Annotated in this window: 22 protein-coding genes; 5 read left to right on the top strand and 17 right to left on the bottom strand. The window is 73.8% G+C overall.

Features of this window, described 5'->3' with window-relative positions; all coding sequences use genetic code 11:
- Positions 1-124: 124 nt before the first annotated feature.
- From holA to hflX, 3 genes are all read right to left on the bottom strand, one after another.
- Positions 125-1,102, bottom strand: coding sequence for a DNA polymerase III subunit delta (holA, locus tag FB474_RS05750; protein WP_246092062.1), 978 nt, complete (start codon positions 1,100-1,102; stop codon positions 125-127).
- Between the two features lie 31 nt (positions 1,103-1,133).
- The gene (locus FB474_RS05745) at positions 1,134-3,377 is read right to left on the bottom strand and encodes an ATP-dependent DNA helicase (RefSeq protein ID WP_141787766.1); all 2,244 of its coding nucleotides are present in this window, start codon (positions 3,375-3,377) and stop codon (positions 1,134-1,136) included.
- Between the two features lie 87 nt (positions 3,378-3,464).
- The gene (gene hflX / locus FB474_RS05740; RefSeq protein WP_141787765.1) at positions 3,465-4,916 is read right to left on the bottom strand and encodes a GTPase HflX; all 1,452 of its coding nucleotides are present in this window, start codon (positions 4,914-4,916) and stop codon (positions 3,465-3,467) included.
- Between the two features lie 220 nt (positions 4,917-5,136).
- On the opposite strand from hflX, the gene FB474_RS05735 reads away from it, so the two are divergent.
- On the top strand, positions 5,137-5,781 hold the full coding sequence (locus tag FB474_RS05735) for a class I SAM-dependent methyltransferase (RefSeq protein ID WP_141787764.1): 645 nt from the start codon (positions 5,137-5,139) through the stop codon (positions 5,779-5,781).
- Here FB474_RS05735 and ggt read toward each other — a convergent pair.
- Genes ggt through miaB form a run of 6 tightly spaced genes read right to left on the bottom strand, consistent with a single transcriptional unit; the run spans position 5,749 to position 12,361 of the window.
- The gene (ggt, locus tag FB474_RS05730) at positions 5,749-7,608 is read right to left on the bottom strand and encodes a gamma-glutamyltransferase (RefSeq protein WP_185746053.1); all 1,860 of its coding nucleotides are present in this window, start codon (positions 7,606-7,608) and stop codon (positions 5,749-5,751) included. The genes FB474_RS05735 and ggt overlap by 33 nt on opposite strands.
- A gap of 46 nt (positions 7,609-7,654) precedes the next feature.
- Positions 7,655-8,215 carry a protein-L-isoaspartate O-methyltransferase family protein gene (locus tag FB474_RS05725; RefSeq protein ID WP_141787763.1) on the bottom strand — a complete coding sequence of 187 codons (561 nt, stop codon included), beginning with the start codon at positions 8,213-8,215 and terminating at the stop codon, positions 7,655-7,657.
- A 60-nt stretch (positions 8,216-8,275) separates the two neighbouring features.
- Positions 8,276-9,145, bottom strand: a complete 870-nt coding sequence (dapF, locus tag FB474_RS05720; RefSeq protein ID WP_141787762.1) for a diaminopimelate epimerase — start codon at positions 9,143-9,145, stop codon at positions 8,276-8,278.
- Positions 9,142-10,110, bottom strand: a complete 969-nt coding sequence (gene miaA / locus FB474_RS05715) for a tRNA (adenosine(37)-N6)-dimethylallyltransferase MiaA (protein ID WP_246092061.1) — start codon at positions 10,108-10,110, stop codon at positions 9,142-9,144. Before miaA ends, dapF begins: the two co-directional genes overlap by 4 nt.
- Complete coding sequence (locus FB474_RS05710; protein ID WP_141787760.1) at positions 10,103-10,834, bottom strand: class III extradiol ring-cleavage dioxygenase family protein; 732 nt, start codon at positions 10,832-10,834, stop codon at positions 10,103-10,105. Before FB474_RS05710 ends, miaA begins: the two co-directional genes overlap by 8 nt.
- 12 nt (positions 10,835-10,846) lie before the next feature.
- Positions 10,847-12,361, bottom strand: a complete 1,515-nt coding sequence (gene miaB / locus FB474_RS05705) for a tRNA (N6-isopentenyl adenosine(37)-C2)-methylthiotransferase MiaB (protein ID WP_141787759.1) — start codon at positions 12,359-12,361, stop codon at positions 10,847-10,849.
- Between the two features lie 123 nt (positions 12,362-12,484).
- On the opposite strand from miaB, the gene FB474_RS05700 reads away from it, so the two are divergent.
- Entirely contained in the window at positions 12,485-13,114 is a 630-nt protein-coding gene (locus tag FB474_RS05700) for a nucleoside/nucleotide kinase family protein (RefSeq protein ID WP_141787758.1), read from the top strand.
- Here FB474_RS05700 and FB474_RS21335 read toward each other — a convergent pair.
- The 7 genes from FB474_RS21335 to FB474_RS05665 all read right to left on the bottom strand — a co-directional run bounded on the left by FB474_RS21335 (position 13,104) and on the right by FB474_RS05665 (position 19,172).
- Entirely contained in the window at positions 13,104-13,934 is an 831-nt protein-coding gene (locus FB474_RS21335) for a regulatory protein RecX (protein ID WP_281286301.1), read from the bottom strand. The two genes, FB474_RS05700 and FB474_RS21335, sit on opposite strands and share 11 nt — an antisense overlap.
- An 8-nt stretch (positions 13,935-13,942) precedes the next feature.
- A complete protein-coding gene (gene recA, locus FB474_RS05690) occupies positions 13,943-14,986 on the bottom strand; it encodes a recombinase RecA (protein ID WP_141787757.1) in 1,044 nt (347 codons plus the stop codon).
- Between the two features lie 165 nt (positions 14,987-15,151).
- Positions 15,152-16,240 carry a cell division protein ZapE gene (gene zapE, locus FB474_RS05685; RefSeq protein WP_185746052.1) on the bottom strand — a complete coding sequence of 363 codons (1,089 nt, stop codon included), beginning with the start codon at positions 16,238-16,240 and terminating at the stop codon, positions 15,152-15,154.
- Positions 16,241-16,340: 100 nt separating this feature from the next.
- Positions 16,341-17,177 (bottom strand): ABC transporter permease, encoded by an 837-nt coding sequence (locus FB474_RS05680; RefSeq protein WP_141787755.1) that lies wholly within the window; start codon positions 17,175-17,177, stop codon positions 16,341-16,343.
- Positions 17,174-17,971 (bottom strand): ABC transporter permease, encoded by a 798-nt coding sequence (locus FB474_RS05675; RefSeq protein ID WP_141787754.1) that lies wholly within the window; start codon positions 17,969-17,971, stop codon positions 17,174-17,176. The genes FB474_RS05680 and FB474_RS05675 overlap by 4 nt, the downstream gene beginning before the upstream one ends.
- Positions 17,971-18,918, bottom strand: coding sequence for an ABC transporter ATP-binding protein (locus FB474_RS05670; protein ID WP_221632445.1), 948 nt, complete (start codon positions 18,916-18,918; stop codon positions 17,971-17,973). Before FB474_RS05670 ends, FB474_RS05675 begins: the two co-directional genes overlap by 1 nt.
- A gap of 26 nt (positions 18,919-18,944) precedes the next feature.
- Positions 18,945-19,172, bottom strand: a complete 228-nt coding sequence (locus tag FB474_RS05665) for a DUF3046 domain-containing protein (protein WP_141787752.1) — start codon at positions 19,170-19,172, stop codon at positions 18,945-18,947.
- A 105-nt stretch (positions 19,173-19,277) separates the two neighbouring features.
- Between FB474_RS05665 and FB474_RS05660 the strand changes: the two genes are divergently transcribed.
- Both FB474_RS05660 and FB474_RS05655 read left to right on the top strand, forming a co-directional pair.
- Entirely contained in the window at positions 19,278-19,868 is a 591-nt protein-coding gene (locus tag FB474_RS05660) for a transcriptional regulator (protein WP_141787751.1), read from the top strand.
- Positions 19,865-21,181 (top strand): MFS transporter, encoded by a 1,317-nt coding sequence (locus FB474_RS05655; RefSeq protein WP_141787750.1) that lies wholly within the window; start codon positions 19,865-19,867, stop codon positions 21,179-21,181. Before FB474_RS05660 ends, FB474_RS05655 begins: the two co-directional genes overlap by 4 nt.
- Positions 21,182-21,267: 86 nt before the next feature.
- Here FB474_RS05655 and FB474_RS05650 read toward each other — a convergent pair whose 3' ends face one another.
- Positions 21,268-21,831: a GNAT family N-acetyltransferase gene (locus FB474_RS05650; RefSeq protein ID WP_141787749.1), complete on the bottom strand. Its 564-nt coding sequence runs from the start codon at positions 21,829-21,831 to the stop codon at positions 21,268-21,270.
- 98 nt (positions 21,832-21,929) lie between these two features.
- Between FB474_RS05650 and FB474_RS05645 the strand changes: the two genes are divergently transcribed.
- On the top strand, positions 21,930-26,774 hold the full coding sequence (locus FB474_RS05645; protein WP_141787748.1) for an ATP-dependent helicase: 4,845 nt from the start codon (positions 21,930-21,932) through the stop codon (positions 26,772-26,774).
- The last annotated feature ends 6 nt before the right edge of the window (positions 26,775-26,780 follow it).

The raw sequence follows: 26,780 nt of genomic DNA, 5'->3' as shown, positions 1-26,780 counted from the left end.
GTCTCGGGACTGGGCGTGGGGCACCCGTGGTTGAGCCGCGCTGGGTGGTGCTGCATGCGCACACGACCTAGGCGCGCACGCGACCACCAAATCTAGCAGCGAGGACGGGGCGCGGCCAAAACGCTCAGCGGCCGTGCCGGGCCGCGGTGATGGACAGGATCGCCCGCTCGACGGCGTAGACCGGGTCGCGCCCGCCGCCCTTGACCTCGAAGTCGGCCGCAGCCACCGCCTGGATGGCAACGCCCAGGCCCTCGGCGTCCCAGCCGTTGATCGAGCGGCGGGCCTTGTCGACCTGCCACGGCGCCATGCCCAGGCTCTTGGCCAGCTGGGCGCTGGAGCCCCGGCCCGCCGAGCCCACCTTGACCAGCATGCGCAGCTGGCTGGCCAGCACGGCGACGATCGGCACCGGGTCGACGCCGGTGGCGATGGCGTGGCGCAGCAGACGCAGCGCCTCCCCCGCCTGCCCGGCGACGGCCGCGTCGGCCACCCGGAAGCCGGTCGCCTCGACCTTGCCGCCGTGGTAGCGCTGGACCACGCCCTCGTCGATGACGCCCTCGGTGTCGGCGACCAGCTGGGCGGCGGCCGCAGCCAGCTCGCGCACGTCCTTGCCGACCGCCTCGATCAGCGCGCGCACCGCGTCGGGGGTGGCCTTGCGCCGGGCGGCCCGGAACTCGTGGGTGATGAAGTCGGACTTGTCGCGGTCGGTCTTGATCGCCGGGCACTCCAGGACCCGCGCGCCGGACTTCTTGAGCGTGTCGAGGACCTTCTTGCCACGGGCGCCGCTCTTGTGGGTCACCACGAGCCAGACGTCCTCGGCCGGGGCGGCCAGCAGGTCGAGCAGGTCGGTCTGCAGCTCCTCGGCTGCCTCGTCGAGGTCCTGCACGACGATCACCTTGGCCCCGCCGAACAGGCTCGGGCTGGCGTGGATCGCGACCTCACCGGCGGAGTAGGTCTGCGCCGCCTGCCTGATCACCTCGATGTCGGGGTGCGCGGCACGCAGCTGCTCCAGGGTGGACGCCAGCGCGCGCTCGGCCAGCACCCCCTCGGGCCCGGAGATGAGCACGTATGCCGGCACGCCGGGTGCGGTGGCAGCGATCGTCACGGGGCCAAGCCTTTCACGCCGGGGCGACAGGTCAGTCGAAGGAGAGGGTCGCGACGCCGGAGGCCTCGAGGCCGAGCAGCGACAACCGGGCGGCCACCACGGCGGGCTCGACCTCGAAGTGGTCGGCCAGCTCCTCCACGCTCAGCCCGGCGTCGACGCCGTCGCGCAGCTCCTCGTCCTCCTCCGCCGACCACGCCCGGCCCTGGGTGACCGCGGTCCGCGGCGAGCGGGCCTGCGGCGGGGCCGACGCCACCGGACGGGTCGCCTCGCCCATCGCGGTGCCCTCGACCGCGCCGGACATGCCCCGCAGCGCGGGCTCGTGCACCGGCAACGGCTCGGGGGCGGTCTCGTCGAGGCGCTTCAGCGCGGAGAGCACCATCGCCCGGTCGGTCGTGGGCCAGAACGGCGGCAGCGAGCGCTGGAGGAACCCGGCGTAGCGCGCGGTCATCATGCGGGAGTCGAGGAAGGCCACCACCCCGCGGTCGTCGCCGCGGCGCACCAGCCGACCGGCGCCCTGGGCCAGGCGCAGCGCCGCGTGGGTGGCGGACACGGCCATGAAGCCGTTGCCGCCCATGCGCGCGATGGCCTGCGAGCGCGCCGAGGCCAGCGGGTCGTCGGGGCGCGGGAACGGGATGCGGTCGATGATGACCAGCTGGCAGGAGGAGCCGGGCACGTCGACGCCCTGCCACAGCGACAGGGTGCCGAACAGGCAGGTGGCGGGCTCCCGGGCGAACTGGCGCACCAGCGTGGCGGTCTGGTCCTCGCCCTGGCACAGGAACGCGATCTCGTCGCCGAACCGCTCGCGCATCGCCTCGGTCGCCGCCACCGCGGCACGCATCGAGGAGAACAGGCCCAGTGCCCGGCCGCCCGAGGCCCGGATGAGCGCCTCGATCTCGTCGAGCGTGGCGTCGCTGATGCCGTCGCGCCCCGGCGCGGGCAGGTGCTTGGCGACATAGGCGATCGCCTGCTTGGGGTAGTCGAACGGGCTGCCCACGTCCAGGCCCTGCCAGTCGGGAGACCCCTCGCCGCGCAGTCCCAGCGTGCCGGCGACCGCATCGAAGGTGCCGCCGAGCTCGAGCGTGGCCGAGGTCATGACCACCGTGCGGTCGCCGAAGACCTTGTCGCGAAGGAGCATCGCCACGCTCATCGGCGCCACCCGCAGCACCGAGCCCCGGCGCGGGTCCCGGCTGACCCACACCACGTCGAGCTCGCGCTGCTCGAGGATGCGCTCGGCGTTCTCGTGGATCTCGTCGATGGCCGCCCGGGCCACCTGCCGGGCGCCGTCGTTGTCCTCGGGGGAGGCGGGCTTGAGCTCGGTCTGCACCGCCCGCGCGGTGTCCCGCACCCGGGTCAACGCCAGCGACAGGGTGTCGGGCAGGCCCATCAGCCGGCCCTCGGGCAGGTCGTCGAGGATGCCCTGGAAGAGCACAGAGGCCTCGTTGACCGGCTCGGTCTGGGCCAGGCGGCCGGCCCGCTTGGCCGCCGCGGCGATCATCGAGGCGGTGAGCTCGTCGGTGACCGTGGAGGTCACCCGGTCGACCAGCTCGTGCGCCTCGTCGACGACGAGCAGCTTGTGCTCGGGCAGCATCTGCCGGCCCTCGAAGGAGTCGATCGCCATGAAGCTGTGGTTGGTCACCACGACGTCGACCTCGCGGGCCGCCTCGCGGGCCTGCTCCACGAAGCACTCGGTGACCATCGGGCACTTGCTGCCCAGGCACTCGTGCGCCGAGACCGACACCTGCCGCCAGGCCCGCTCGGAGACGCCGGGCACCAGCTCGTCGCGGTCACCGGAGCGGGTCACCTCGGCCCACTCGCGCAGCCGCACGACCTCGGCGCCGAGCCGGGACCGGTTGGCGTCGACCTGACCGACCGAGAGCAGGCCGTCGTCCTCCTCCTCCGGGAAGCCGCCGACGAGCTTGTGCTGGCACAGGTAGTTGCGCCGGCCCTTGACGAGGGCGTAGGTCGGCTTGCGGCCAAGGATCGGCGCGATCGCGTCGGCCAGGCGCGGCATGTCGCGGTCGACGATCTGCGCCTGCAGGGTCAGCGTCGCGGTGGCGACCACGGCCGGCTTGCCCGCCTCGTAGGCGTGCGCGACCGCGGGGATGAGGTAGGCCAGCGACTTGCCGGTGCCGGTGCCGGCCTGCACCAGCAGGTGCTCGTCGGCCTCGATGGCGTGCTCGACGGCGTGGGCCATCTGCACCTGCCCGGGCCGCTCGGTGCCACCGACGCCCTGGACGGCGGCGTGCAGGAGGGCGTCGAGGTCGGGGCGGGCCATGGCCCCGAGACTAGTGCCCCGCACCGACGGCCCGGACACGGCAAGGGGACGGGCCGACGGCCCGTCCCCACCCGGCATACCGGTGGCTCAGACGGCGTATGCCGTGAGCTCACCGACCAGCGTCGGGCGCACCTTGGCGTGCACCCGGGTGCCGTGCTCGGTGTGCTCGCTCTCGATGACGTCGGCCTCGCGGTGCAGCCGGTTGACCAGGTCGCCCCGGTCGTAGGGCAGCAGCACGGTCACCGGGATCTCCGGCCGCGGCAGCTCCCGCGCGATGAGGTCGCGCAGCTCCTCCAGGCCCTCACCGGTGCGCGCCGAGACCACGACGCAGTGCTTCTCGTGGCGGCGCAGGCGGTCGAGCACCTCGGGGGCGGCGGCGTCGGCCTTGTTGACGACGATGACCTCCTTGATCTGGTCACCGCCGACCTCGGACAGGACACCGCGGACGGCCGTGATCTGGCCCTCGGGGTCGGGGTGCGAGCCGTCGACCACGTGCAGCAGCAGGTCGGCGTCACCGACCTCCTCCAGCGTGGAGCGGAAGGCCTCGACGAGCTGGGTCGGCAGCGCCCGGACGAAGCCGACCGTGTCGGCGAGGGTGTAGACCCGCCCGTCCTCGGTCTCCGCGCGGCGCACCGTCGGGTCGAGCGTGGCGAACAGCTGGTTCTCCACGAGGACCCCGGCGCCGGTGAGGCGGTTGAGCAGGGAGGACTTGCCGGCGTTGGTGTAGCCGGCGATGGCCACGCTCGGCACCCCGTGATGGCGACGGCTCGACCGCTTGGTGTCGCGGTTGGTCTTCATGTCCTTGATCTCGCGCTTGAGCTTGGCCACGCGCGTGTTGATGCGGCGGCGGTCCAGCTCGATCTTGGTCTCACCGGGACCACGCGAGCCCATGCCCTGGCCGCCCGCGGCCTGGCCACCGGCCTGGCGGGACATCGACTCACCCCAGCCACGCAGGCGCGGCAAGAGGTACTGCAGCTGGGCCAGCTCGACCTGGGCCTTGCCCTCCCGGCTCTTGGCGTGCTGGGCGAAGATGTCGAGGATCAGCGCGGTCCGGTCGATGACCTTGACCTTGACGACGTCCTCCAGCGCGCGGCGCTGGCCCGGGGTGAGCTCGCCGTCGCAGACGACGGTGTCGGCGCCCTCGGCGATGACGATGTCGCGCAGCTCCTCGGCCTTGCCGGAGCCGAGGAAGGTCGCGGCGTCGGGGCGCTGCCGGCGCTGGATCACGCCGGCGAGCACGGTCGAGCCGGCGGTCTCGGCCAGGGCGGCGAGCTCGCGGATGGAGTTCTCGGCGTCCTCGACGGTGCCCTCGGTCCAGACACCGGCCAGCACGACGCGCTCGAGGCGCAGCTGGCGGTACTCGACCTCGGTGACGTCCTCGAGCTCGGTGGAGAGCCCGGCGACGCGGCGCATCGCTGCGCGCTCCTCGCGGTCGAGCTGGTCGCCGTCGAAACGGAAGTCCGCGTCCTGCTCGTGCCACGAGTCGTCGTCGGCGAGCGCAGAGGCGCGGAACTCGAAAAGGTCAGTGCGTTCTGTCATATCTCCTCAAGCGTCCCACCCTTTGTCCAGGGCGGGCGACACCTTTTCAAACCACGCCCGGGCCGCCTTTATGCCGGTATGCCGCGTGCTCGCCTCCCCGACGTTGCTCAGCGCGGTCTGCCTTGCTCAGCCCAGGCCGCTCGCGAGGCCCCTTTTCGGCCCGGAAACCGGCCCGGGTAGAGCAAAGCTGCCTCGGCGCCGGCCGCTAGCGTGTGCCGTGATGAGCACCAGCGACGCCCAGGACCACTACTTCACCGCCGAGCCGGCCAGCGCGGCCGAGCGCCGCCGCCTCGACGTCGAGCTCGCCGGGCGCACCGTCACCGTGCACACCGCGCCGGGGGTGTTCTGCCCCGACCGGCTCGACCTCGGCACCGCGGTGCTGCTGCGCGAGGTCCCCGCGCCGCCGGCCACCGGCAACCTGCTCGACCTCGGCTGCGGCTGGGGGCCGGTCGCGCTCACGCTCGGCCTGCGCTCCCCCGACGCCACGGTGTGGGCGGTCGACGTCAACCGCCGGGCGCTCGACCTCGCCGCCGACAACGCCCGCTCGGTCGGGGTCGGGACCTTCCACGCCTGCACCCCCGAGGAGGTGCCGGCGGACCTGCGCTTCGCCACGATCTGGTCCAACCCGCCGATCCGTGTCGGCAAGGCCGTCCTGCACGAGATGCTGCTGACCTGGCTGCCGCGGCTGGAAGCCGGAGGAACGGCATACCTGGTGGTGCAGAAGAACCTCGGCTCGGACTCGCTGCAGAAGTGGCTCGACGGTGGGCTCGCCGACCGGTGGCCGGGCGAGTTCACCGTCGAGCGCTACGCGACCTCGAAGGGGTTCCGGGTGCTAGCGGTCACTCGGGCGGAGCACCATCGCTGAGCCGCCACCCCGCCGGGTCGTCTCGGCGGCGGCCTGGAACCAGTCGCGGCCGTAGGTGCGGATCGCGGTGACCGCCCCGATCTCGGGCGGGTTGCCGGCCGAGACGAGCTGGTGGCCGAGCGCGGTCAGGGCGGTGCCGTCGGGGCCGTCCAGGATCGCCGGCTCGGCCTGCTCCTTGCCGTTGCGCGAGGACAGGCGCGGCGCCGCGATGGCGTCGACGAGCGGCAGGCCGCGGTCGAGGTACTCGGTCAGGGTCTGCGCGACGGAGGTGATGATCGTGGCACCGCCGGGCGAGCCGACGGTGAGGAACGGCTTGCCGTCACGCAGCACGATCGTCGGGCTCATCGACGACCGCGGCCGCTTGCCCGGGCCGGGCAGGTTCGGGTCGGGCACGCCGGCCGTCAGCGGGGTGAAGTCGAAGTCGGTGAGCTCGTTGTTGAGCAGGAAGCCCCAGCCCGGCACCGTGATGCCCGAGCCGCCGGTCTGCTCGATGGTCAGCGTGTAGGACGCGACGTTGCCCCACCGGTCGGCGGTGACCAGGTGGGTGGTCGACTGCCCCTCGTAGGGCTCGCCCTGGGTCGTGGCGCCAGGCGCGCAGCTGGTGTAGGTGCCGTCGGGGCTGCCGAAGGCGATCGGCCGCGGCTGGGCCCTCTTCGGGTCGAAGCCGCAGGCGCGCTCGGCGGCGAAGCCGGGGCTGGTCAGCTCCTTCACCGGCACGCCCGGGACGTCACCGACGTAGCGGTTGCGGTCGGCGAACGCAGTCGCCGAGGCCTCGCTGAAGCGGTGCAGGTAGTCGACGTTGCTGACGTCCTTGAGCGGCACGCCGGTCTGCCGGTCGTAGGCCTGCAGGAGGTTGAGGATCTCGGCCACGGCGATGCCGCCGGAGCTGGGCACCGGCATGCCGTAGACGTCGAGGCCGCGGTAGGTCGAGTGCACCGGGGCCTTGCCGAGCGCGCGGTATGCCGCGAGGTCACCTCGCGTCATCTGCCCACCCATGACGGTGCTGCCGTCGGTGTGCGGGTGGTCGGCCTCGGCAGCGATCGCGGCACCGAGGGCGCCGTCGTAGACCGACTGGACGCCGTGCCGGCGCAGCTCGGCGTAGGCCCTGGCCATGTCGGGATTGGTGAAGGTGGACCCGACCGCGGGCGCCTGGCCGTTGCGCAGGAACACCCGTGCCGTCTCGGGGAACTTGCTGAAGCGTGCGGCATTGGCCGCGGTCTGGTCGTGGAACGTCTGGTCGACTACGAAACCCTTGCGCGCCAACGACTCTGCCGGCGCCATGAGGTCGGCGAAGCGGCGCGTGCCGAAGTCGTGGGCGGCCTTGGCCCACAACGCCGGGGTGCCCGGGATGCCGATGGACAGGCCCGAGTTGACCACCGTGTTGAAGTCCATCGCGGAGCCGTCGGGGGTGGTGAAGGTCTTGTCGGTGAACGACTTCGGCGCGGTCTCGCGGCCGTCGATCGTCCGGACCGTGTGCCGCCTGGCGTCGTAGTAGACGAGGAACCCACCACCGCCGATGCCGGCGCTGTAGGGCTCGGTGACCCCGAGGGCCGCAGCGGTGGCGACCGCGGCGTCGGCGGCGTTGCCACCGCGGGCGAGCACGTCGAGGCCCACCTGGCTGGCGTCCCGGTCGACCGAGGCCACGGCACCGCCGGAGCCGGTCATGACGGGTACCTTGGGCTGCTGCGGCGCGGGCTGGGCCCCGCCACGGACGTGGTTCGCGCCCTGGGCCACGGCGCTGGTCGGGGCGAGGAGCCCGACGCACAGGCTGCCGGCGGCCAGACCGGCGAACAGGACGGATCGGGGCACATGGGACGACCGGGTCATATCGCGACGCTAGCCGCGGCCCCGCTCCCCCGCACCCGGAAGCGACTCAGCGCAGCGGCACGAACAGGTAGTGACCGTGCTCGCTGACCGTGGGCTCCCCGCCGACGGTCGTGGCGACCTGCAGCATCCGCCCGGCCACCGGCAGCACCATGACCCCTCCGGGCGCGAGCTGGGCCAGGAGCTCCGCCGGCACCTCCGGCGCCTCCGCGGAGACCAGCACCCGGTCGTACGGCGCCTCGGCGGGCCACCCGAGCCGGCCGGGGACGGCCTGCTCCACCCGGGCCCACGTGCGCCCGGTTGCCGCGACCCGAGCTGCCGCCCGACGGGTGAGCTCCGGCTCGAGCTCGACCCCGACCACGGCGCCGGAGGGTCCGACGAGCGTGGCCAGCAGGGCGGTGGTCCACCCGGAGCCGGCGCCGACGTCGAGGACCCGCTGGCCGGGGGCCACGTCGAGCAGCTCGAGCATGGCCCGCACGGCGGCCGGCTGGGAGCAGGTCTGGCCGTGGCCGATCGGCAGCGCCCGCTCGACGGCGGCGAAATGCCGCTCGGCCGGGGGCAGGAAGTCCACGCGCGGCGTGGCCTCGAACGCCCGGTCGACAGCGGACACGTCGGCAGGCTCTCCGGCGCCGTCGCGGCGTGCCCCGCTCACCGCCGGATCCTCACCGGCTCAGCCGAGGTGGGCAACCCCGTCCGCGACCAGGACGGCGGGACCGGCGAGCTCGACCTGCTGGCCGGGCAGGGCCCGCACCCGCAACGTCCCGCCGGGCACGTCCACGCGCCATACGGTGTTGTCCTCGGTCTCCCCCGCCCACCAGCGGGTGGCCAGCGCGGCGGCCGCGGCACCGGTGCCGCAGGAGCGGGTCTCGCCCACCCCGCGCTCGTGCACCCGCATCGCGATGTGGCCGGGGCCGAGGGGTCGCACGAACTCCACGTTGGTGCCCTGCGGCGGCAGCGGCTTGACCTCCGGGGCACGGGTGAGGTCGAGCCCGGCCAGGTCCGCGGTGTCGGGCAGCGCGACCACGGTGTGCGGGTTGCCCAGGTCCAGGCTCAGCCCGGGCATCGGGTCGTGGTGGGCGACCTTGACGAGGGCGTCGTAGCCGCCCGCCAGCGCGGCGTCGGGGTCGGCAACCTTCCAGTCGCCCAGGTTGACCGCGATGAGGTGGCCCTCGAAGCGGATCGTCTTGACGCCGGCGCGGGTGGCGATCTCGAACTCGTCGGCGCTCTCGAGACCCTCGCGGCGCAGGTAGGCGGCGAACACCCGGGTGCCGTTGCCGCACATCTCGGCGGCGCTGCCGTCGGCGTTGCGATAGTCCATGAACCAGCGGGCGCGACCGCCCTGGCTGCGCACGAACGCCTCGTCGGCGAGGTCGGTGGGCACGACGCGGATGACCCCGTCACCCCCCACCCCGGACCGACGGTCGGCCAGCAGGCGCACCTGCTCGGCGCTCAGGTCGAGGGCGCCGTCGAGGTCGGGCACCAGCACGAAGTCGTTCTCGGTGCCGTGCCCCTTGGTGAACCGCAAGCCGTTGTCAGTCATCGCCGGCCATTGTCCACCAGCGCCGCGGACACCACGTCGAGGGCACGCTCGAGCAGGTCCGGGGCGTCCCAGGGCAGCCAGACGACGCGCTCGTCGGGGCGGAACCACGACTCCTGCCGGCGGGCGAACTTGCGGGTGGCGGTCACGGTGTCCTCGATCGCCTCGGCCGCGCTCAGCCGGCCGTCGAGGTGGGCCAGCGCCTGGCTGTAGCCCAGGGCCTTGCTCGCGGTGCGGCCCTCGCGCAGCCCCGCGGCGTCGAGCGCGCGCACCTCCTCCAGCAGCCCGCGCTCCCACATCCGGTGCACCCGGGCGGCGATCCGTGCGTCGAGCTCGGGGCGCGGGCCGTGCAGCCCGATCATCACCGTGGGCGCGAGGTGCTCGCGGGTCGGCATCGTGGCCGAGAAGGGCCTGCGGGTGAGCTCGATGACCTCCAGCGCGCGCACCACCCGACGACCGTTGTTGGGCTGGATCGACCGTGCCGCAACGGGATCGGAGCCCTTGAGCCGCTTGTACATCACGGCGACGCCCATCGCGTCCAGCTCCGCCTCGAGCCGGGCCCGCACCGCCGGGTCGGTGGGCGGGATCTCCAGCCGGTCCAGCGCGGCGCGCAGGTAGAGGCCGGACCCGCCGGCGTAGACCGGGACGTGGCCGCGATCGCGGATCGCCGCCGCGTCCGCGCGGGCCTCCCGCTGGTATGCCGCGACGCTCGCCTCCTCGCGCACGTCGAGCACGTCGAGCTGGTGGTGCGGCACCCCCCGGCGCTCGGCGGGCTCGAGCTTGGCGGTCCCGATGTCCATGCCGCGGTAGAGCTGCATGGCGTCGGCGTTGACCACCTCGCCGGCGAGCCGCTCGGCCAGGGCCAGCGCGAGGTCGGACTTGCCGCTGGCGGTGGGGCCGACGACCGCGAGGACCGGCAGGTCGCCGGCGGCTGCGCTGTCGAGGTCGGGGCGGGTGCGGTCAGCCACGACGCCAGAGGGCGACGGTCCAGCCGACGCCGTAGGGCTCGCCCCGGAACAGGACATCCCCCAGCCACACGCCTCCGGCGGTGGCCCCGGCCATCACCGGCCACAGGTAGGCCCCGTCCGCCCCCACCTGACCCGCCAGGTCGAGGTCGACGGCGGCCAGGGCGTCACGGTCGCCGCGCACCAGTGCCTCGGCAACGGCGTCGTCGAACGCCCCGGCGCGGGAGTCCTCGGCGCGCGGAGCCTTCGGCCCGTGGCTCGCTGCGCCGTCGACGAGCAGGACGACGGCGGTGGGCTCGTCGGTCCCGGCCAGCTCGGTGGCCAGCTGCGCGGCCCCGTCGGCGTCGACGGTCAGCCAGCGGGCCCCGGCCCAGAGCTTGGCCATGTCGGGCTCGTCCGCGGACACCCGGTGGGTCAGGTAGCGGGCGACCATCATCGAGGTCGGCAGCTCGGGGTCGACCGCTCCCACGGCACCCGGCAGCGCGGGGACCCGCACGTCACGGCCGAAGCCGCTGAAGCTGACCTCGCCGGCGGCCTCGTGCTCACCCGGCTCCCCCGGGGCGACGACCACGACCTGGCCGTCCGCGTGCCGGCGCAGCTCGGCGACGAGCCCACGCAGCGCGCTGTCCGCGGCGTGCCGCAGCGGCTCGACCTCGGAGGCAGCCCGGCCCATCAGCTCCGGGACGAATGCGGGCGGCCACGGGAGGACCGCGACGGTGACGACCATGCCGTGCCCCCGTCAGCCGCAGGTCCGCGCCGCGGCAGGCGGCGTCGCAGGCTTGCCCAGGGACGGCATACCGAGGGAGACGGCAGGCTTGGGCGCAGGGCCCTTGTCCTGCAACGCCTCCCACGCGTCGCCTCCGGCGGTGCGGCGCACGGCGTACGTGCCGCCCTGCACACCGGAGTCGGCGACGAGGTGGTGCGGGGCGCCGTAGGTGACGTCGACGGTGACCATGTCACCGGGCCGGGGACGCTCGCCGCCCTCGGGGACGGAGAAGTGCACGAGGCGGTTGTCGCGGGCCCGGCCGGACATCCGGGAGGTGGCGGCGTCCTTGCGCCCCTCGCCGGTGGCGACGAGCACCTCGACCGTGCGGCCCTCGAGCGCGCGGTTCTCCGCCCAGGAGACCTCCTCCTGCACGGCGAGCAGCCGGTCGTAGCGCTCCTGCACCACAGCCTTCGGGATCTGGTCCTCCATCGTGGCGGCAGGGGTGCCGGGGCGGATGGAGTACTGGAAGGTGAACGCGCTGGAGAAACGCGACTTCCGCACGACCTCGAGGGTGTCGGCGAAGTCCTCCTCGGTCTCACCCGGGAAGCCGACGATGAGGTCGGTGGTGATCGCCGCGTCGGGGATCTGGGCGCGGACCTTGTCCAGGATGCCGAGGTACTTCTCGCTGCGGTAGGACCGGCGCATCGCCTTCAGCACCCGGTCCGAGCCGGACTGCAGCGGCATGTGCAGGCTCGGCATGACGTTGGGTGTCTCGGCCATCGCGGCGATGACGTCGTCGGTGAACGCGGCGGGGTGTGGGCTGGTGAAGCGGACCCGCTCCAGGCCCTCGATCTGGCCGCAGGCGCGCAGCAGCTTGCCGAAGGCCAGGCGGTCGCCGAACTCCACGCCGTAGGTGTTGACGTTCTGCCCGAGCAGGGTGACCTCGACGACGCCCTGGGCGACGAGGGCCTCGATCTCGGCGAGGATCTCGCCGGGGCGCCGGTCCATCTCCTTGCCGCGCAGGCTCGGCACGATGCAGAACGTGCAGGTGTTGTTGCAGCCGACCGAGATCGACACCCACGCGCTGTAGGCCGAGTCGCGCCGGGTGGGCAGCGTGGAGGGGAAGACGTCCAGGCTCTCGAGGATCTCGACCTCGGCGGCCTTGTTGTGGCGCGCCCGGTCCAGCAGGGCTGGCAGCGACCCGATGTTGTGGGTGCCGAAGACGACGTCGACCCACGGGGCCTTGTCGACGATGGTGGAGCGGTCCTTCTGGGCCAGGCAGCCGCCGACGGCGATCTGCATGCCGGGGTTGCTGGCCTTCACCGGGCGCAGCTGGCCGAGGTTGCCGTAGAGCTTGTTGTCGGCGTTCTCGCGGACCGCGCACGTGTTGAACACCACGACGTCGGCGGCCTCGGGGCGCTCGTCGGCGGCCAGGCTGTGGACGTCGACATAGCCGGCGGTCTCGAGCAGGCCCGCCAGGCGCTCGGAGTCGTGGACATTCATCTGGCACCCGTGGGTGCGCACGTCGTAGGTCTTCTGCGTCGTCATGGCACCGACAAGGGTACGTGGTCGCAGGCCCCCGGCCGGCCCACCCGCGACACCGGTGTGCCCCACCGTCCCCGGCCGGGAAAGGCCGCGCGGCAGGACGGCTCGTGTGCGAGGCTGCCGGGCATGCCGGAGCACCTCGACTCGGCCGGGGCCCTCGCCCGCACCGTCCTCGCGCTGGACCCGCCCGACGGGCGGGCACCGGTGGTCGGCGTCTCGGGGTTCGGCGGGTCGGGCAAGTCGACCCTCGCAGCGCAGCTGCACCAGCACCTGCCCGGGTCCATGGTCGTGCCGGGCGACGAGTTCCTGCGCAGCCGCCCACCCACCGGGCGATCGCAGGACTGGAGCTCGGTGGACCGCGACCGGCTCGCCGACCAGGTCCTCGAGCCGGCCCAGCGGGGCACGGCGCAGGCCTACCAGGTGTGGGACCACGACACCGCCGCGCCAGGACCCTGGGTTTCCCTGGTCGGGGCCACGGCCGTCATCGTCGAGGGTCTCGGGCTCTACGTGCCCACACTGGTCAGGCTGTTCGACCTGCGCGTGTGGGTCGACGTCGACCTGGACACGGCGACGGCCCGGGGCATGTGGCGCGACGAGCACGAGTACGGCAACGCCCAGGCCGACCTCTGGTCCGGCGTCTGGAGGCCCAACGACGCCGACTTCTTCGAGCGGTACCGCCCCGACCGCGCCGCGCACGTGCTGTATGCCCCGCCGATCAGCACCAGGTCGGGAGCCCCCGGCCCGGTCAGTCGGTGAGGTACTCCTCGGAGTCGGCTATCGCGTCACGGATCACCCCGTAGGACATGCCTGAGGAGTAGCCCTTGCGCGCGAGCATCCCGGCCAGGCGCCGGGTCTGCACCTCGACGCCGAGGCCGTGCATGGTGCGCAGCTTCTTGTCGACGAGCTGGCGGGCCCGGGCCCGCTCGGCGTCCTCGTCGATGTCGTCGAGGGTCTCGGCGGCAAGCTCGGCGTCGATGCCCTTGGTCCGCAGCTCCCGGGCGAGAGCCCGCCGGGCGAGTCCCCGCTCGGCCTGCTTCGAGCGCACGAGCATCTGGGCGTAGGCCGCGTCGTCGACCAGCCCCACCTCGGTCATCCGGTCGAGCACGGCCGCCGCGACGTCGTCGGGGCAGTTGCGCTGGCGCAGCTTGTCCGCGAGCTGCTGGCGGCTGCGCGGGGCCATGGCCAGCTGGCGCAGGACGATCTGGCGGGCCACGTCATAGGGGTCGGCCTCGGTGTCGCGGGCCTGCAGGTCCTGCTCGGGGTCACCGGGGGTGGCCGAGGCTCGCCGAGACCCTCGCGAGCGACGCCGGCCATCGGTCGACTCACCCGAGGCTGGCCGGGCGGTCCGGCGCGACTGCCCGGGGCTCCGGCCCGAGGCTCGCCCAGTGGGCCGGCGGCCGGGGGCCTCCTCCGGCGCGGCACCGTCGGTCCCTGCCGGGACACGGGCCCAGTCCGGGCCCGAGGTCCCGAGGCGGGGGTCGGTCCAGGCGGGTGCCGAGCCGCCCGAGTCACCGGACGTGGCCGCCAGGGCAGCCTCGAGGGCTGCCCTGGCGGCGTCGTGCTTGTCAGTGGTCACGCAGTGCCTCAGAAGTCGACCGGGACGTCCTTCTCGGCGGGCTTGTCGACCTGCGGGCCGACGCCGAGCTTCTCCTTGATCTTCTTCTCGAGCTCGTCGGCGAGGTCGGGGTTGTCCTTGAGGAAGTTGCGGGCGTTCTCCTTGCCCTGCCCGAGCTGGTCGCCGTCGTAGGTGTACCAGGCGCCGGCCTTGCGGACGAAGCCGTGCTCGACGCCCATGTCGATCAGGCCACCCTCACGGGAGATGCCCGCGCCGTAGATGATGTCGAACTCGGCCTGCTTGAACGGCGGGGAGACCTTGTTCTTGACGACCTTGACGCGGGTGCGGTTGCCGACCGCGTCGGAGCCGTCCTTGAGGGTCTCGATGCGACGCACGTCGAGGCGGACCGAGGCGTAGAACTTCAGCGCCTTGCCACCGGTGGTGGTCTCCGGCGAGCCGAACATCACGCCGATCTTCTCGCGGAGCTGGTTGATGAAGATCGCCGTGGTGCCCGTGCTGTTGAGGGCACCGGTGATCTTGCGCAGCGCCTGGGACATCAAGCGGGCCTGCAGACCGACGTGGCTGTCACCCATCTCGCCCTCGATCTCGGCGCGGGGCACGAGCGCGGCCACGGAGTCGATGACGATGATGTCGAGCGCGCCCGAGCGGATCAGCATGTCGGCGATCTCGAGGGCCTGCTCACCGGTGTCGGGCTGGCTCACCAGGAGGGCGTCGGTGTCGACGCCGAGCTTCTTGGCGTACTCCGGGTCGAGGGCGTGCTCGGCGTCGATGAACGCCGCGATGCCGCCGTTCTTCTGCGCGTTGGCCACCGCGTGCAGGGCGACCGTCGTCTTACCGGAGGACTCCGGGCCATAGATCTCGACGACCCGGCCGCGCGGCAGACCGCCGATGCCGAGGGCGACGTCGAGGGCGATCGCCCCGGTCGGGATGACCTCGATGGGCGGGCGGACGTCGTCACCCAGGCGCATGACCGCACCCTTGCCGTGCTGCTTCTCGATCTGCGCCATCACCGCGTCAAGGGACTTGCTGCGGTCGGCTCCAGCTGCTGCCATGTCTCACCTGTAGGTCTCTACTCGTGGGTCGGTCGTCTACCTTCGACCCGCACCGTGTGTCATCGGTTGTCGGGTCAGACGTTAGGTGTGGGCACCGACAGGCCTCGACGACCCGGCGCGAGCCTGTGGATCGTGGGACCAGCGGGCCACCCCATGTGGACAACTCTACCCGTACAGGTGTTCGACCGACAGCATCGGGTGACGCGACACGCCGACGACCTCACGCCCCTGTCGCAGCAGGGACAGACGGCTGGCCGTCCGGGCCACGTCGGGCGGCTGCCCCTCCCCCGCGAACAGCTCCTCCGGCCCCGGCGCACCCACCAGCACCAGCCGTCGGTCGCGGTCACACAGCACGTCGACGAGCGAGACGAACCGCTGCCGCGCGGCCTCCGGCGCCTCTCCCAGCCGAGGCACCCCGTGCAGCACCCACGTCGAGAACCGGCCGGCCAGCTCGAGGTAGTCCGCAGCCGAGAGGAGCCCTCCACACAGCGCACCGAACCCGAACCAGACCGTGTCCCCATCCACGCCCAGCGCCGGCACGCTGCGGCTTCCCAGGGGGAGCCGCGCCGCGGTCCCGGCCGGCAGTCCCAGCCCCTGAGCCCGCAGGTATGCCGTGCCGTCACCGTCCAGCCACGCCCCGGTCGCGAACCCGCCGACCTGCTCCCGCCCCACCTCCGTCGGACGCGCAGCGCGGTGGTCCGTGCCGTCGTCCACCTCGAGCACGTGCAGGTGAGCCCCCAGCAGGGCGATGACCGGCTCGACGAGGTGGTGGTGCAGCGGGTCGGCGAGCAGCTCCTCGGGCGCGTAGTTGGACGTCGCCAGCAGCACCATCCGGCGGCGGACCAGCTCGCGCAGCACCGGGCCCAGGAGCATGGCGTTGCCGACGTCGTGCAGGTGCAGCTCGTCCAGCACCACCACGCGCCGCCCGTCGAGCAGGTCCCCGACCGCGGCCACCATCCCACCGCGCCCACGGTGCCGGACGAGAACGACGTGCAACCGGCGGAAGAGCTCGTGCAGGTGGACCCGGAGCACCTGACCCTCGGGCAGATCGGCCACGGCGGCGTCGACCAGCCAGGTCTTGCCTCGCCCCACCCCGCCCCAGAGGTAGGCCCCGGCCATCTGGCCAGCCCGAGGCCGGCGACCGCCGAGCAGCGCCGCAAGGACCGGCAGCACAGCCTGTTGCGCGCCGTCGAGCGCGAATCCCCCTGCGGCAGCACGCCGCTCGACCGCTGCCACGACGTCTGCCGGCGACACCCCCGCACCTCTCCGCACGTCGCGAAAGTAGCCCGCGAGAACGGTCGGCACCGCCCGGACGCGCTGCCTGTGGCCGGTCTCACCGGCCACACTCCGGGGCTCAGGACAGGAGCAGCTTCTCGATCCGCCGGGCAGTGCCGACCAGGCCGAGCAGGCCCATGACCACGAGGTAGCCGACGTGGATGGCCAGCCCCGGCCCGACCTCGCCGAGCATGAGCGCCCGCTCCAGCGCGACCCCGTGGTAGAGCGGGGTCAGCTGGACCACCCACTGCACCGCCCCCGGGTAGGTCGCCAGCGGGAAGAACGTCGCGGAGAACAGGAACATCGGCTGGATCGCCAGCGTGACGTAGTCGAAGTCGACCCACGAGCGCATGAACGTGGTGGCGAACATGCCCACCGCCGCGAACGCGAACCCGATCAGCGTCGCCGCCGGCACCGCCAGCAGCGCCCACCACGAGTGGACCGTCCCGGCGGCGACCGCGACGGCGAGGAACGCCGCGGCATACAGGGAACCGCGGATCAGCGCCCAGCCGATCTCGCCGACCGCGACGTCGCGCGGCCCGAGCGGGGTGGCGAGGACGGAGTCGTAGAGCTTGGCGTACTTGAGCTTGAAGAAGACGTTGAACGTGGAGTCGAAGACCGCGCCGTTCATCGCCGAGCTGGCCAGCAGCGCGGGGGCGACGAAGTGGGCGTAGGGCACGACGGTGCCACCGTCGGTGGTCACGGTGCGAACCAGCGAGCCCAGGCCGATGCCGAGGGAGAACAGGTAGAACACCGGCTCGGCGAACCCGGTGATGATCGCGATCCAGCCGTGCCGGAAGCTCATGACGTTGCGCTCGACCAGGATCCGCGCCATGCCCGCACCGGCCGGGACCGGCAGCAGCCGCGCCACCCGGGAGGCCGCGGTCGGTCGGGCGAGCGTGCCCTGCGTGCTCATGTGACGAGCCTCCCCCGGAACGTGCGGCGCGCGACCCACGCGCCCGCCGCGATGAACACCAGCAGGTATGCCGTGTGGCCGAGGACCGCGAGCGCGTCCGGCGACCCGAGCGCGAGCGAGCGGTTGGCCTCGACGCCGTGCCACAGCGGGGTCACCCACGCCACCGGCCGCAGCCACACGGGCAGCTGGCTGACCGGGAAGAACGTGCCGGAGAACAGGAACAGCGGCGTGATGATGAAGCGGAACAGGATGTTGAACCCGGAGTCGCTCTCCTGCTTGGCGGAGAAGGCGAAGATCGGCACGGCGAAGGCCATGCCGGTCAGCAGGGTGACCGGCAGCGCGAGCAGCACCCACCAGGAGGCCCACGCCCCGAAGCAGGCGCCGACGGCCATGAAGATCACCGTGGCGCTGGTGACCTGGGCCGCGACGTAGGTGAGGTGGCCCAGCAGCAGGTCGTCGACGCCGATCGGGGTGGCGAGCATCGCGTGGTACTGCATCTGCCAGCGGATCGCGCCGAGGACCTGGTAGGTCGACTCCCCCATCGCCACCCACATCGCCTGCGCGGCGAGGATGCCGGGGACGACGAACTGCAGGTAGGGCACGCCGTCGACGCCGCCGGCCGAGCGGTTGACGAGGCTGCCCAGGCCCAGGCCCATGGACAGCAGGAACAGCAGCGGCGAGAGGAAGCGGCCGAAGATCGAGCCACGCCAGGTGCGCTTGTAGGCGGTGAGCCAGTAGCCGAAGACCGGTCGCCAGCGCTGGGGCCGGGCCGCGGTCGGGGTCAGCACGCTCATCAGTCCACCAGCGTCCGGCCGGTCAGGTGCAGGAAGACGTCCTCGAGCGTGGAGCGGCGCACCAGCGAGGACAGCGGGTGCAGGCCGAGACGGTGGACCGCCGCGGCCGCCTCGTCGCCGTCGTCGGTGTAGACCAGCAGCCGGTCGGGCAGCACCTCGGTGCGCTCCCCGACGCCGAAGAGCTTGTCGGCGTAGGCGGCGTGGTCGTCCTCGGCGAAGCGGAGCTCGAGCACCTCGCGGGTGGAGTACTGCTCGATCAGCGAGCGCGGCGAGCCCTCGGCGACGATCCTGCCGTGGTCCATGACCACGAGGCGGTCGCACAGCTGCTCGGCCTCGTCCATGTAGTGGGTGGTCAGCACCAGGGTCACGCCGGAGCGCTTGAGCCGGAACAGCCGGTCCCACAGCACGTGCCGGGCCTGAGGGTCCAGCCCCGTGGTGGGCTCGTCGAGCAGCAGGATCTCGGGTGAGTTGACCAGCGAGCGGGCGATGGTCAGCCGCCGCTTCATGCCGCCGGAGAGCGGCTCCACCTTGGAGCCGGCGCGGTCGGCGAGCTGGGCGAACTCGAGCAGCTCGGTGGTGCGCGAGCGGACCTCGCGCCGGGACAGGCCGAAGTAGCGGCCGTAGATCCAGATGTTCTCCTCGACGGTGAGCTCCTCGTCGAGGGTGTCGCGCTGGGGCACCACGCCCAGCCGGGCCCGGATGTCCGGGCCGTGCGTGGCCGGGTCCTGGCCGAACAGACGCAGCTCACCCCCGGTGGCCGGCGAGACGCAGCCGACCATGCGCATGGTCGAGGACTTGCCCGCACCGTTGGGGCCCAGGAAGCCGAAGGCCTCCCCCCGCCGGACCCCGAAGTCGATGCCGTCGACGGCGGTGAAGTCGCCGAAGGTCTTGGTCAGCCCGCTCGCGCGGATGAGGATGTCGTCGTCGGTCCCCGTCACAGGCGTCAACGCTAGTGCCGGACACCGACAGGGGATCAACCCGTTTTCCGCGGCTTGTGGTCCTTGCCGAGCCGGCGCGACTCCGGGACGTCCATGTCGTCGCACAGGGCGAGCCACACCTCGCGCGGCCCGATGCCGGCCTCGAGCGCCTGGGCGGCCGTGCGGTTGCCCAGTGCCCCGAGCACGTGGTCACGCGCGAGCGAGCGGGCGTAGCCCGCCCCGAACTCGTCGTCCATCAGCCGCCAGAAGTCGCTCAACCGCACCGGCCGAGTCTCGCACAGGGCCGGCGGCACCCCGACCCGCAGACCGCACAGAGACCTTTGCACAATTCACTTTGCAAACATCCCTTTGCGATCTACCCTCGAGTCATGGCACGCAGCTTCGAACCCGACCCTGAGCGGGACCTCGTCCTCGACACCTCGGCGATGAAGGCCCTGGCCCACCCCCTGCGGATGCGCCTGCTCAGCCTGCTCCGGGCGCACGGCCCGGCCACCGCCACGCAGCTCGCCGCGCGCGTGGGCGTCAACACCGGCGCCACCAGCTACCACCTGCGCCAGCTCGCCAGCGCCGGGCTCGTCGTGGAGGACGAGGAGCGCGGCAACGCCCGGGACCGCTGGTGGAAGGCGGCCCACCGCCGCACGTACCTGCAGGGCAGCCCCGGGCCGGACAGCGCCGAGCTGGAGGGCGCCTACCTCGACGCCGTCGCCGAGGTCTACGCCTCCAACATGCGCCAGGCCGTCGCCGAGCTGCCGACGCTGCCGAAGGCGTGGGACAGCGCCATGACGCTGAGCAACTACGGCCTGCGCCTCACGGCCACCGAGGCCGCCGCCCTGCTCGAGGACCTCGAGGCGGTCATCGCGCGCTACCGCGCCGCCGACTCCCCCGACCCGGCTCCTCGTGGCGCCCGGCGGGTCACCCTCCAGCTGCAGGAGTTCGTCACCCCCGGCGGCGGGTCATGAGCCGGCCCTCCCGCCGGCGGACCGGCGCGTCCCGGCGCAGCCTCTACGGCCTGCTGACCTCTTCGGTCATCTCCGTCGCCGGCACCCGGGTCTCGGCCATCGCGCTGCCGTGGTTCGTCCTCACCACGACGGGCTCGGCCGCACAGACCGGCCTCGTCGTGCTCTTCGAGCTCACCCCCTATGTCCTGGTCAAGGCCCTCGGCGGCCCGCTCATCGACCGGCGCGGCCCGCGCGTCGTCAGCCTCACCGCCGACGTGGCCAGCGCGGTGGTCGCCGGGTGCATCCCGCTGCTCCACGCGACGGGACAGCTCACCCTGCCGGTGCTGCTGGGCCTGGTCGCCCTGCTCGGCTGCGCCCGCGGCCCCGGCGACGCGGCCAAGTCCGCGCTCGTGCCGGCGGTCGCGGATGCCGCGGGGCTGCAGCTGGAGCGGGTCACCGGGTTGGAGGGCACCGCCAACCGCACCGCCGCGATCGTCGCGCCCGGCCTGGCCGGCGTGCTCATCGCCGCCATCGGCCCGGCCAGCGCGGTGCTCGCCGACGCGCTGAGCTTCGCCGTCGCGGCGGTCCTCATCGGGGCCACCGCACCGCGGCACACCCCACCGCACGAGGAGGTGAGCGAGGCGGCATACCTGCACCGGCTGCGGCAGGGCTGGGACTTCCTGCGCCGCGAGCCCCTGCTGCGGGCCGCCATGGCCATGGTGGCGGTGACGAACTGGCTCGACGCTGCCTACAGCACGGTGCTGCTGCCGGTGTGGGTGCGCGACCACGGCTTCGGCCCGGAGCTGATCGGGCTGCTCGGCTCGACGTTCGGCCTGACCGCCACGCTGGGCAGCCTGCTCGCGACGGCGTGGTCGGCCCGGCTCCCGCGCCGGCTGACCTACCTCGTCGGGTTCACCCTCTGCGGGGCGCCGCGGTTCGTGGCGCTGGCCATGGGGGCTCCCGTGGCCGTGCTCGTCGGGGTGGGCGTGGTCGGCGGCTTCGGTGCCGGCTTCATCAACCCGGTGCTCGGGGCGATCATGTTCGAGCGCATCCCCCGCCACCTCGTGGGCCGGGTCGGCTCGCTGTCCGACGCCGTGTGCTGGGTCGGCATCCCGCTGGGCGGGGTCAGCGCCGGTGCCGCGATCGCGCTGCTGGGGCTGGCCCCGGCGCTCGCGGTCGCCGGTGGCCTCTACTTCGTCACCACACTGCTGCCGGGGCTGCGCCCGGAGTGGCGCGAGATGGACCGGCGCCGGGTCGGCGGGCTCCAGCCCGGGCCGGCGCTGGCTGCGGCGGGTCCAGGCGTCGGCGCAGCAGCTCCGCCCCCGCCAGAGTGAGCCGCAGCCCCGGGGCCAGGCCTGAGGGTTGTCCGGGTCAGGGCACCGAAAGGTCTCAGACCTGGCCGTGGGCGGCGGCTCGGGGCTCAGCGCAGGCCGACGCAGTCGTGGGCCCAGAACGGGTCCGGGTAGACCAGGGCACCGGTCATCCAGGGCTCACGAGCCGGCAGCGTGACCACCTGGAAGGCCGGCTCCGGGATGCGCACGCTCGGGCGGGTGAACCCGTGGGCGCTCCCGGGCTCGAAACCCAGCCGCGAGTAGTAGTCCGGGCTGCCCTCGAGGAAGACCGCCGGGCTGCCCGCGTGCCCGGCCGCTGCGACGGCGTGGGCGACGAGCGCCCGGCCGATGCCCCGGCGCTGGTGGTCAGGGAGCACCGACAGCGGGCTGAGGACGTGGACCTCCACCAGGCGCTCCGCGGCGTCCACCCAGCCGCGCGTCAGCATGACGTGGCCGAGCACGGCACCATCTCGCTCGGCCACGAAGGAGAACCGGTCGGCGAAGGCGTCGGAGGCCTGGAGGGCGTCGACGAGGTCGGCCACCTGCGGTCCCTCCTGCGCGCCGAAGGCGGCCTCGACGACCCGCCGCACCGACGCCCGCACGGCCGGGCTGGTCGCGTCCTGGAGGCGGATGACGGGCGGCGTGGCGGTCATGGGCGTGAGGCTAGGCAGGCTCGCGCGGGTCGGTCCACGGGGTTTCGCCGTCCGGCGCCGCGCCGGTGTCGGTGCCGGGTGGCAGGCTGTCTCCCACGATGAGCTCCGACGTCCTCGACCGGTTCTCCGCCGCGACCCGAGAGTGGTTCCGCGGGTCCTTCGCCGCGCCCACCGCAGCCCAGGCCGGGGCGTGGGACGCGATCAGCTCCGGGCAACACACCCTCGTGGTCGCGCCGACCGGCTCCGGCAAGACCCTCTCGGCGTTCCTGTGGGCCCTGGACCGGCTGGCCTCCACTCCCCCGCCGGCCGAGGCGCTGCGGCGCTGCCGGGTCCTCTACATCTCCCCGATGAAGGCCCTGGCCGTCGACGTCGAGCGCAACCTGCGCTCCCCGCTGGTCGGCATCGGGCACGCGGCCACCCGCCTGGGCCTGGCGCAGCCCGAGGTCTCTGTCGCGGTCCGCTCCGGTGACACCACGGCGGCCGAGCGGCGGCTGTTCGCCCGTCAGCCCTCCGACGTGCTCATCACCACGCCGGAGTCGCTGTTCCTGCTGCTGACCTCCAGGGCCCGCGAGTCGCTGGCCGGCGTCGAGACCGTGATCATCGACGAGGTCCATGCGGTCGCCGGCACCAAGCGCGGCGCCCACCTGGCACTCAGCCTGGAGCGGCTCGACGCGCTCCTGGAGCAGCCCGCCCAGCGGGTCGGGCTGTCGGCGACCGTGCGCCCGGTCGAGGAGGTGGCGCGCTACCTCGCCGGAGGCCGGCCCGTGTCGGTCGTCCAGCCCGAGTCCACCAAGGAGTGGGACCTCCAGGTCGTCGTCCCGATCGCCGACATGTCCGCGCTCGGCGAGGTCACCGGTGACCTGTCCGGCCCCGCCGCGGGGGCCGAGCGCCGGGCCTCGATCTGGCCGCACGTCGAGGAGCGCATCGTCGACCTCATCGCCGACCACCGCTCGACCCTGGTCTTCGCCAACTCCCGGCGCCTGGCCGAGCGCCTCACCGCCCGGCTCAACGAGATCTGGGAGGAGCGGCTGGAGGCCGCCACGGAGGGCGCGGAGGGCCTCGGCGAGGAGCCCGCGGAGGCGACGGCACGGCATACCCCGGCCCAGCTCATGGCGCAGGCGGGCCAGAGCCACGGCGCCGCCCCGGTGCTCGCCCGGGCCCACCACGGCTCGGTGAGCAAGGAGCAGCGGGCCCTGATCGAGGACGACCTCAAGGCCGGCCGGCTGCCCGCCGTGGTCGCGACCAGCTCCCTGGAGCTCGGCATCGACATGGGCGCGGTCGACCTCGTCGTGCAGGTCGAGTCGCCACCGAGCGTGGCCAGCGGGTTGCAACGCGTCGGTCGCGCCGGGCACCAGGTGGGGGCGGTCTCGCGCGGCGTGGTGTTCCCGAAGTTCCGCGGCGACCTCGTGCAGACCGCCGTCGTCGTCGACCGCATGCGCGCCGGTGGGATCGAGTCCCTGCGCGTGCCGGCCAACCCCGTCGACGTCCTCGCCCAGCAGGTGGTCGCGATGACCGCGATGGACGAGTGGGCCGTCGACGACCTCGAGCAGCTGGTGCGCCGGGCCACCCCGTTCGCGACCCTGCCGCGCTCGATCCTGGAGTCGGTGCTCGACATGCTCTCCGGGCGCTACCCGAGCGACGAGTTCGCCGAGCTGCGCCCGCGCCTGGTGTGGGACCGGGTCACCGGCACCCTGACCGGGCGGCCGGGCGCGCAGCGACTGGCGGTCACCTCCGGGGGCACCATCCCCGACCGCGGCCTGTATGCCGTGTTCCTCGCCACCGGGGAGGGCACCGGCCGGCGCGTGGGCGAGCTCGACGAGGAGATGGTCTACGAGTCGCGCGTCGGCGACGTGTTCACGCTCGGGTCCTCCTCGTGGCGGATCGAGGACATCACCCACGACCGGGTGCTGGTCACGCCGGCGCCGGGGCAGCCGGGCAAGCTGCCGTTCTGGCACGGCGACTCCCTGGGCCGACCGGCGGAGCTCGGGCGCGCCGTGGGGCAGTTCGTCCGCGAGATCGTGGCGGCCACGCCCGACGACGCCCGCGAGCGGGTGCGGGCGACCGGGCTGGACGAGTGGGCCGCCGACAACCTGCTGACCTACCTGGCGGAGCAGCGCGAGGCCACCCGGCACGTGCCCGACGACCGCACGATCGTGGTCGAGCGGTTCCGCGACGAGCTCGGCGACTGGCGGGTGGCCGTGCACTCCCCCTTCGGGGCGCAGGTGCACGCGCCGTGGGCGCTGTGCGTCTCGGCGCGGATGCGGGAGCGGTTCGGCGTCGACGTGCAGGCGATGCACGGAGACGACGGCATCGTCTTCCGGCTCCCCGACATCGAGCTCGAGGGCGAGGGCGAGCACGGCGGGGCGGTGGGCGCCGAGCTGCTCGCCCTGGTCGCGCTCGAGCCCGACGAGGTGCACGACCTCGTGACCACCGAGATCGGCGGCTCGGCGCTGTTCGCGTCCCGGTTCCGCGAGTGCGCGGCCCGGGCGCTGCTGCTGCCCCGCCGCCGGCCGGACCGCCGCCAGGCGCTGTGGCAGCAGCGCCAGCGTGCAGCCCAGCTGCTGGAGGTGGCCAGCAAGTACGCCTCGTTCCCGATCATCCTCGAGACCGTGCGCGAGTGCGTGCAGGACGTGTTCGACGTGCCGGGCCTGGTGTCGCTCATGGGCGACCTGCGCTCGCGGTCGGTGCGGATGGTCGAGGTGGAGACGCCGACCCCGTCGCCGTTCGCTCGGTCACTGCTGTTCGGCTACGTCGCCCAGTTCCTCTACGAGGGTGACTCCCCGCTGGCCGAGCGCCGCGCCGCAGCCCTGGCCCTCGACCCCACCCTGCTGGCCGAGCTGCTCGGCCGGGGCGAGGGCGCCGCCCTGCGCGACCTGCTCGACCCGGCCGAGCTGGCCCGCACCGAGGCCGAGCTGCAGCGCCTGGCCGAGGGACGCCGGGCGCGCGACGCCGAGGACGTCGCCGACCTCGTCCGGGTCCTCGGGGCCCTGCCGCTGACCGCGATCCACGAGCGCTGCGTCGAGGGCACCACCGCCAAGGAGCTCTCCGGCTGGCTGGTCGACCTCGAGAGCGACCGGCGGCTGATCCGGGTGCGCATCGCCGGCGAGGAGCGCTGGGCCGCGATCGAGGACGCCGGGCGCCTGCGCGACGCGCTGGGCGCGGCGGTGCCGGTGGGCGTGCCCGAGGTCTTCCTGGAGCCGGTGCCCGACCCGCTGGGTGACCTGGTGGCGCGCTACGCCCGCACGCACGGGCCGTTCACCCTGCACGACGTGGCCACCTGGTTCGGGCTGGGCACCGCCGTGGTCGGCACCGCGGTGCAACGCCTCGTCGGCGCCGGCCGGATGGTCGAGGGCGAGCTGCGGCCGGTGGAGTCCGGCGGCGGACAGCACGGCACCGACTACTGCGACGCCGAGGTGCTGCGGACCCTGCGTCGCCGGTCGCTGGCAGCCCTGCGCGCCGAGGTCGAGCCGGTGCCCCCGGTCGACCTGGCCCGCTTCCTGCCCGCCTGGCAGGGCGTCGGCGCCGGGCTGAGAGGCACCGAGGGGGTGCTGCGGGCGGTGGAGCAGCTCGCCGCGGCGGTCCTGCCGGCCAGCGCCCTCGAGACGCTCGTGCTGCCCGCGAGGGTCGCCGACTACTCCCCCGCCCTGCTCGACGAGCTGACCGCCTCTGGCGAGGTGCTCTGGCGCGGGCACGCGGCCCTGCCCGGCGACGACGGCTGGGTGTCCCTGCACCTGGCCGAGACCGCCCACCTGACGCTGGCTCCTGCCGGCGAGGAGCTCGAGCTGACCGCCGGGCACCAGGCCGTGCTCGACGCCCTCGCCGGCGGCGGCGCCTTCTTCTTCCGCACCCTCTCCGACGCCGTGGGCAGCACCGACGACGCGGCCCTGACCCAGCTCCTGTGGGACCTGGTGTGGGCGGGGCACGTCACCAACGACACGCTCACCCCGCTGCGGGCGCTGCTCTCCGGCGGGCGCACAGCCCACAAGCCGCGCCGCACGGCACCCCGCTCGACCCGCTACTCCGGCCGGGCCGGGTCGCTCGGCGCGCTGTCGGGACGTCGGCCCGCGACCGGGAGGCCCGCGCTGCCTGCCCGGTCGGCTCCCCCCACCGCTGCCGGACGATGGTCGCTGCTGCCGCCGGTGGAGCCCGACGCCACGGTGCGGTCCTACGCCACGGCCGAGGTGCTGCTCGACCGCTACGGCGTCGTGACCCGCGGGTCGGTGGTGGCCGAGGGCGTGAGCGGTGGGTTCGCCGGGGTCTACCGCGTGCTCGCCGCCGCCGAGGAGTCCGGCCGGGTGCGCCGGGGCTACTTCGTCGAGGGCCTGGGCGCGGCGCAGTTCGCCACCACCGGTGCGGTCGACCGACTCCGCGCCTTCAGCCGGCCCCTGCCGGAGGCGTCGGCCCCGGCCCTGCCCGATTGGGAGACGCCACTGAGCGGTGGCTCCGACTGGTCCGGCCCAGGTGCCGGGTCGCCCGCTGGCGCGGGCGGCCGGCCGGGGATCGGCGCCGCCGGGGCCCGCCGCGGTCCGGGGCCTCGCGGGCAGGGGGCCCGTGGGCCGGCCGGCCCGTCCGCCGTGGTCCTCGCCGCCTCCGACCCGGCCAACCCCTATGGCGCGGCGCTGTCCTGGCCGGAGCGGGCCGGCGAGGCGGGCGGCCACAAGCCGGGGCGCAAGGCAGGGGCACTCGTGGTCCTCGTCGAAGGGGTCCTGGCCATCTATGTCGAGCGCGGCGGCAAGACGCTGCTGTCCTGGACCGAGGAGCTGCCGGTGCTGCAGGTGGCCGCCGACGCGCTGGCGCTGGCCGTGCGCGAGGGGGCGCTCGGGCGGCTGACCGTCGAGAAGGCCGACGGAGGCGCGGTCCTTGGCTCCGACCACCCGCTGGCCGCTGCGCTGGCCGAGGCCGGCTTCCACGCCACCCCCCGCGGCCTGCGCCTGCGGCGGTGAGGGCTC

Source organism: Oryzihumus leptocrescens, from assembly GCF_006716205.1.
In the GTDB taxonomy this organism is placed as follows: Bacteria; Actinomycetota; Actinomycetes; order Actinomycetales; family Dermatophilaceae; genus Oryzihumus; species Oryzihumus leptocrescens.
Note: the sequence above shows the minus strand (reverse complement) of the source record. Positions and strands in the feature narration are given on the sequence as shown.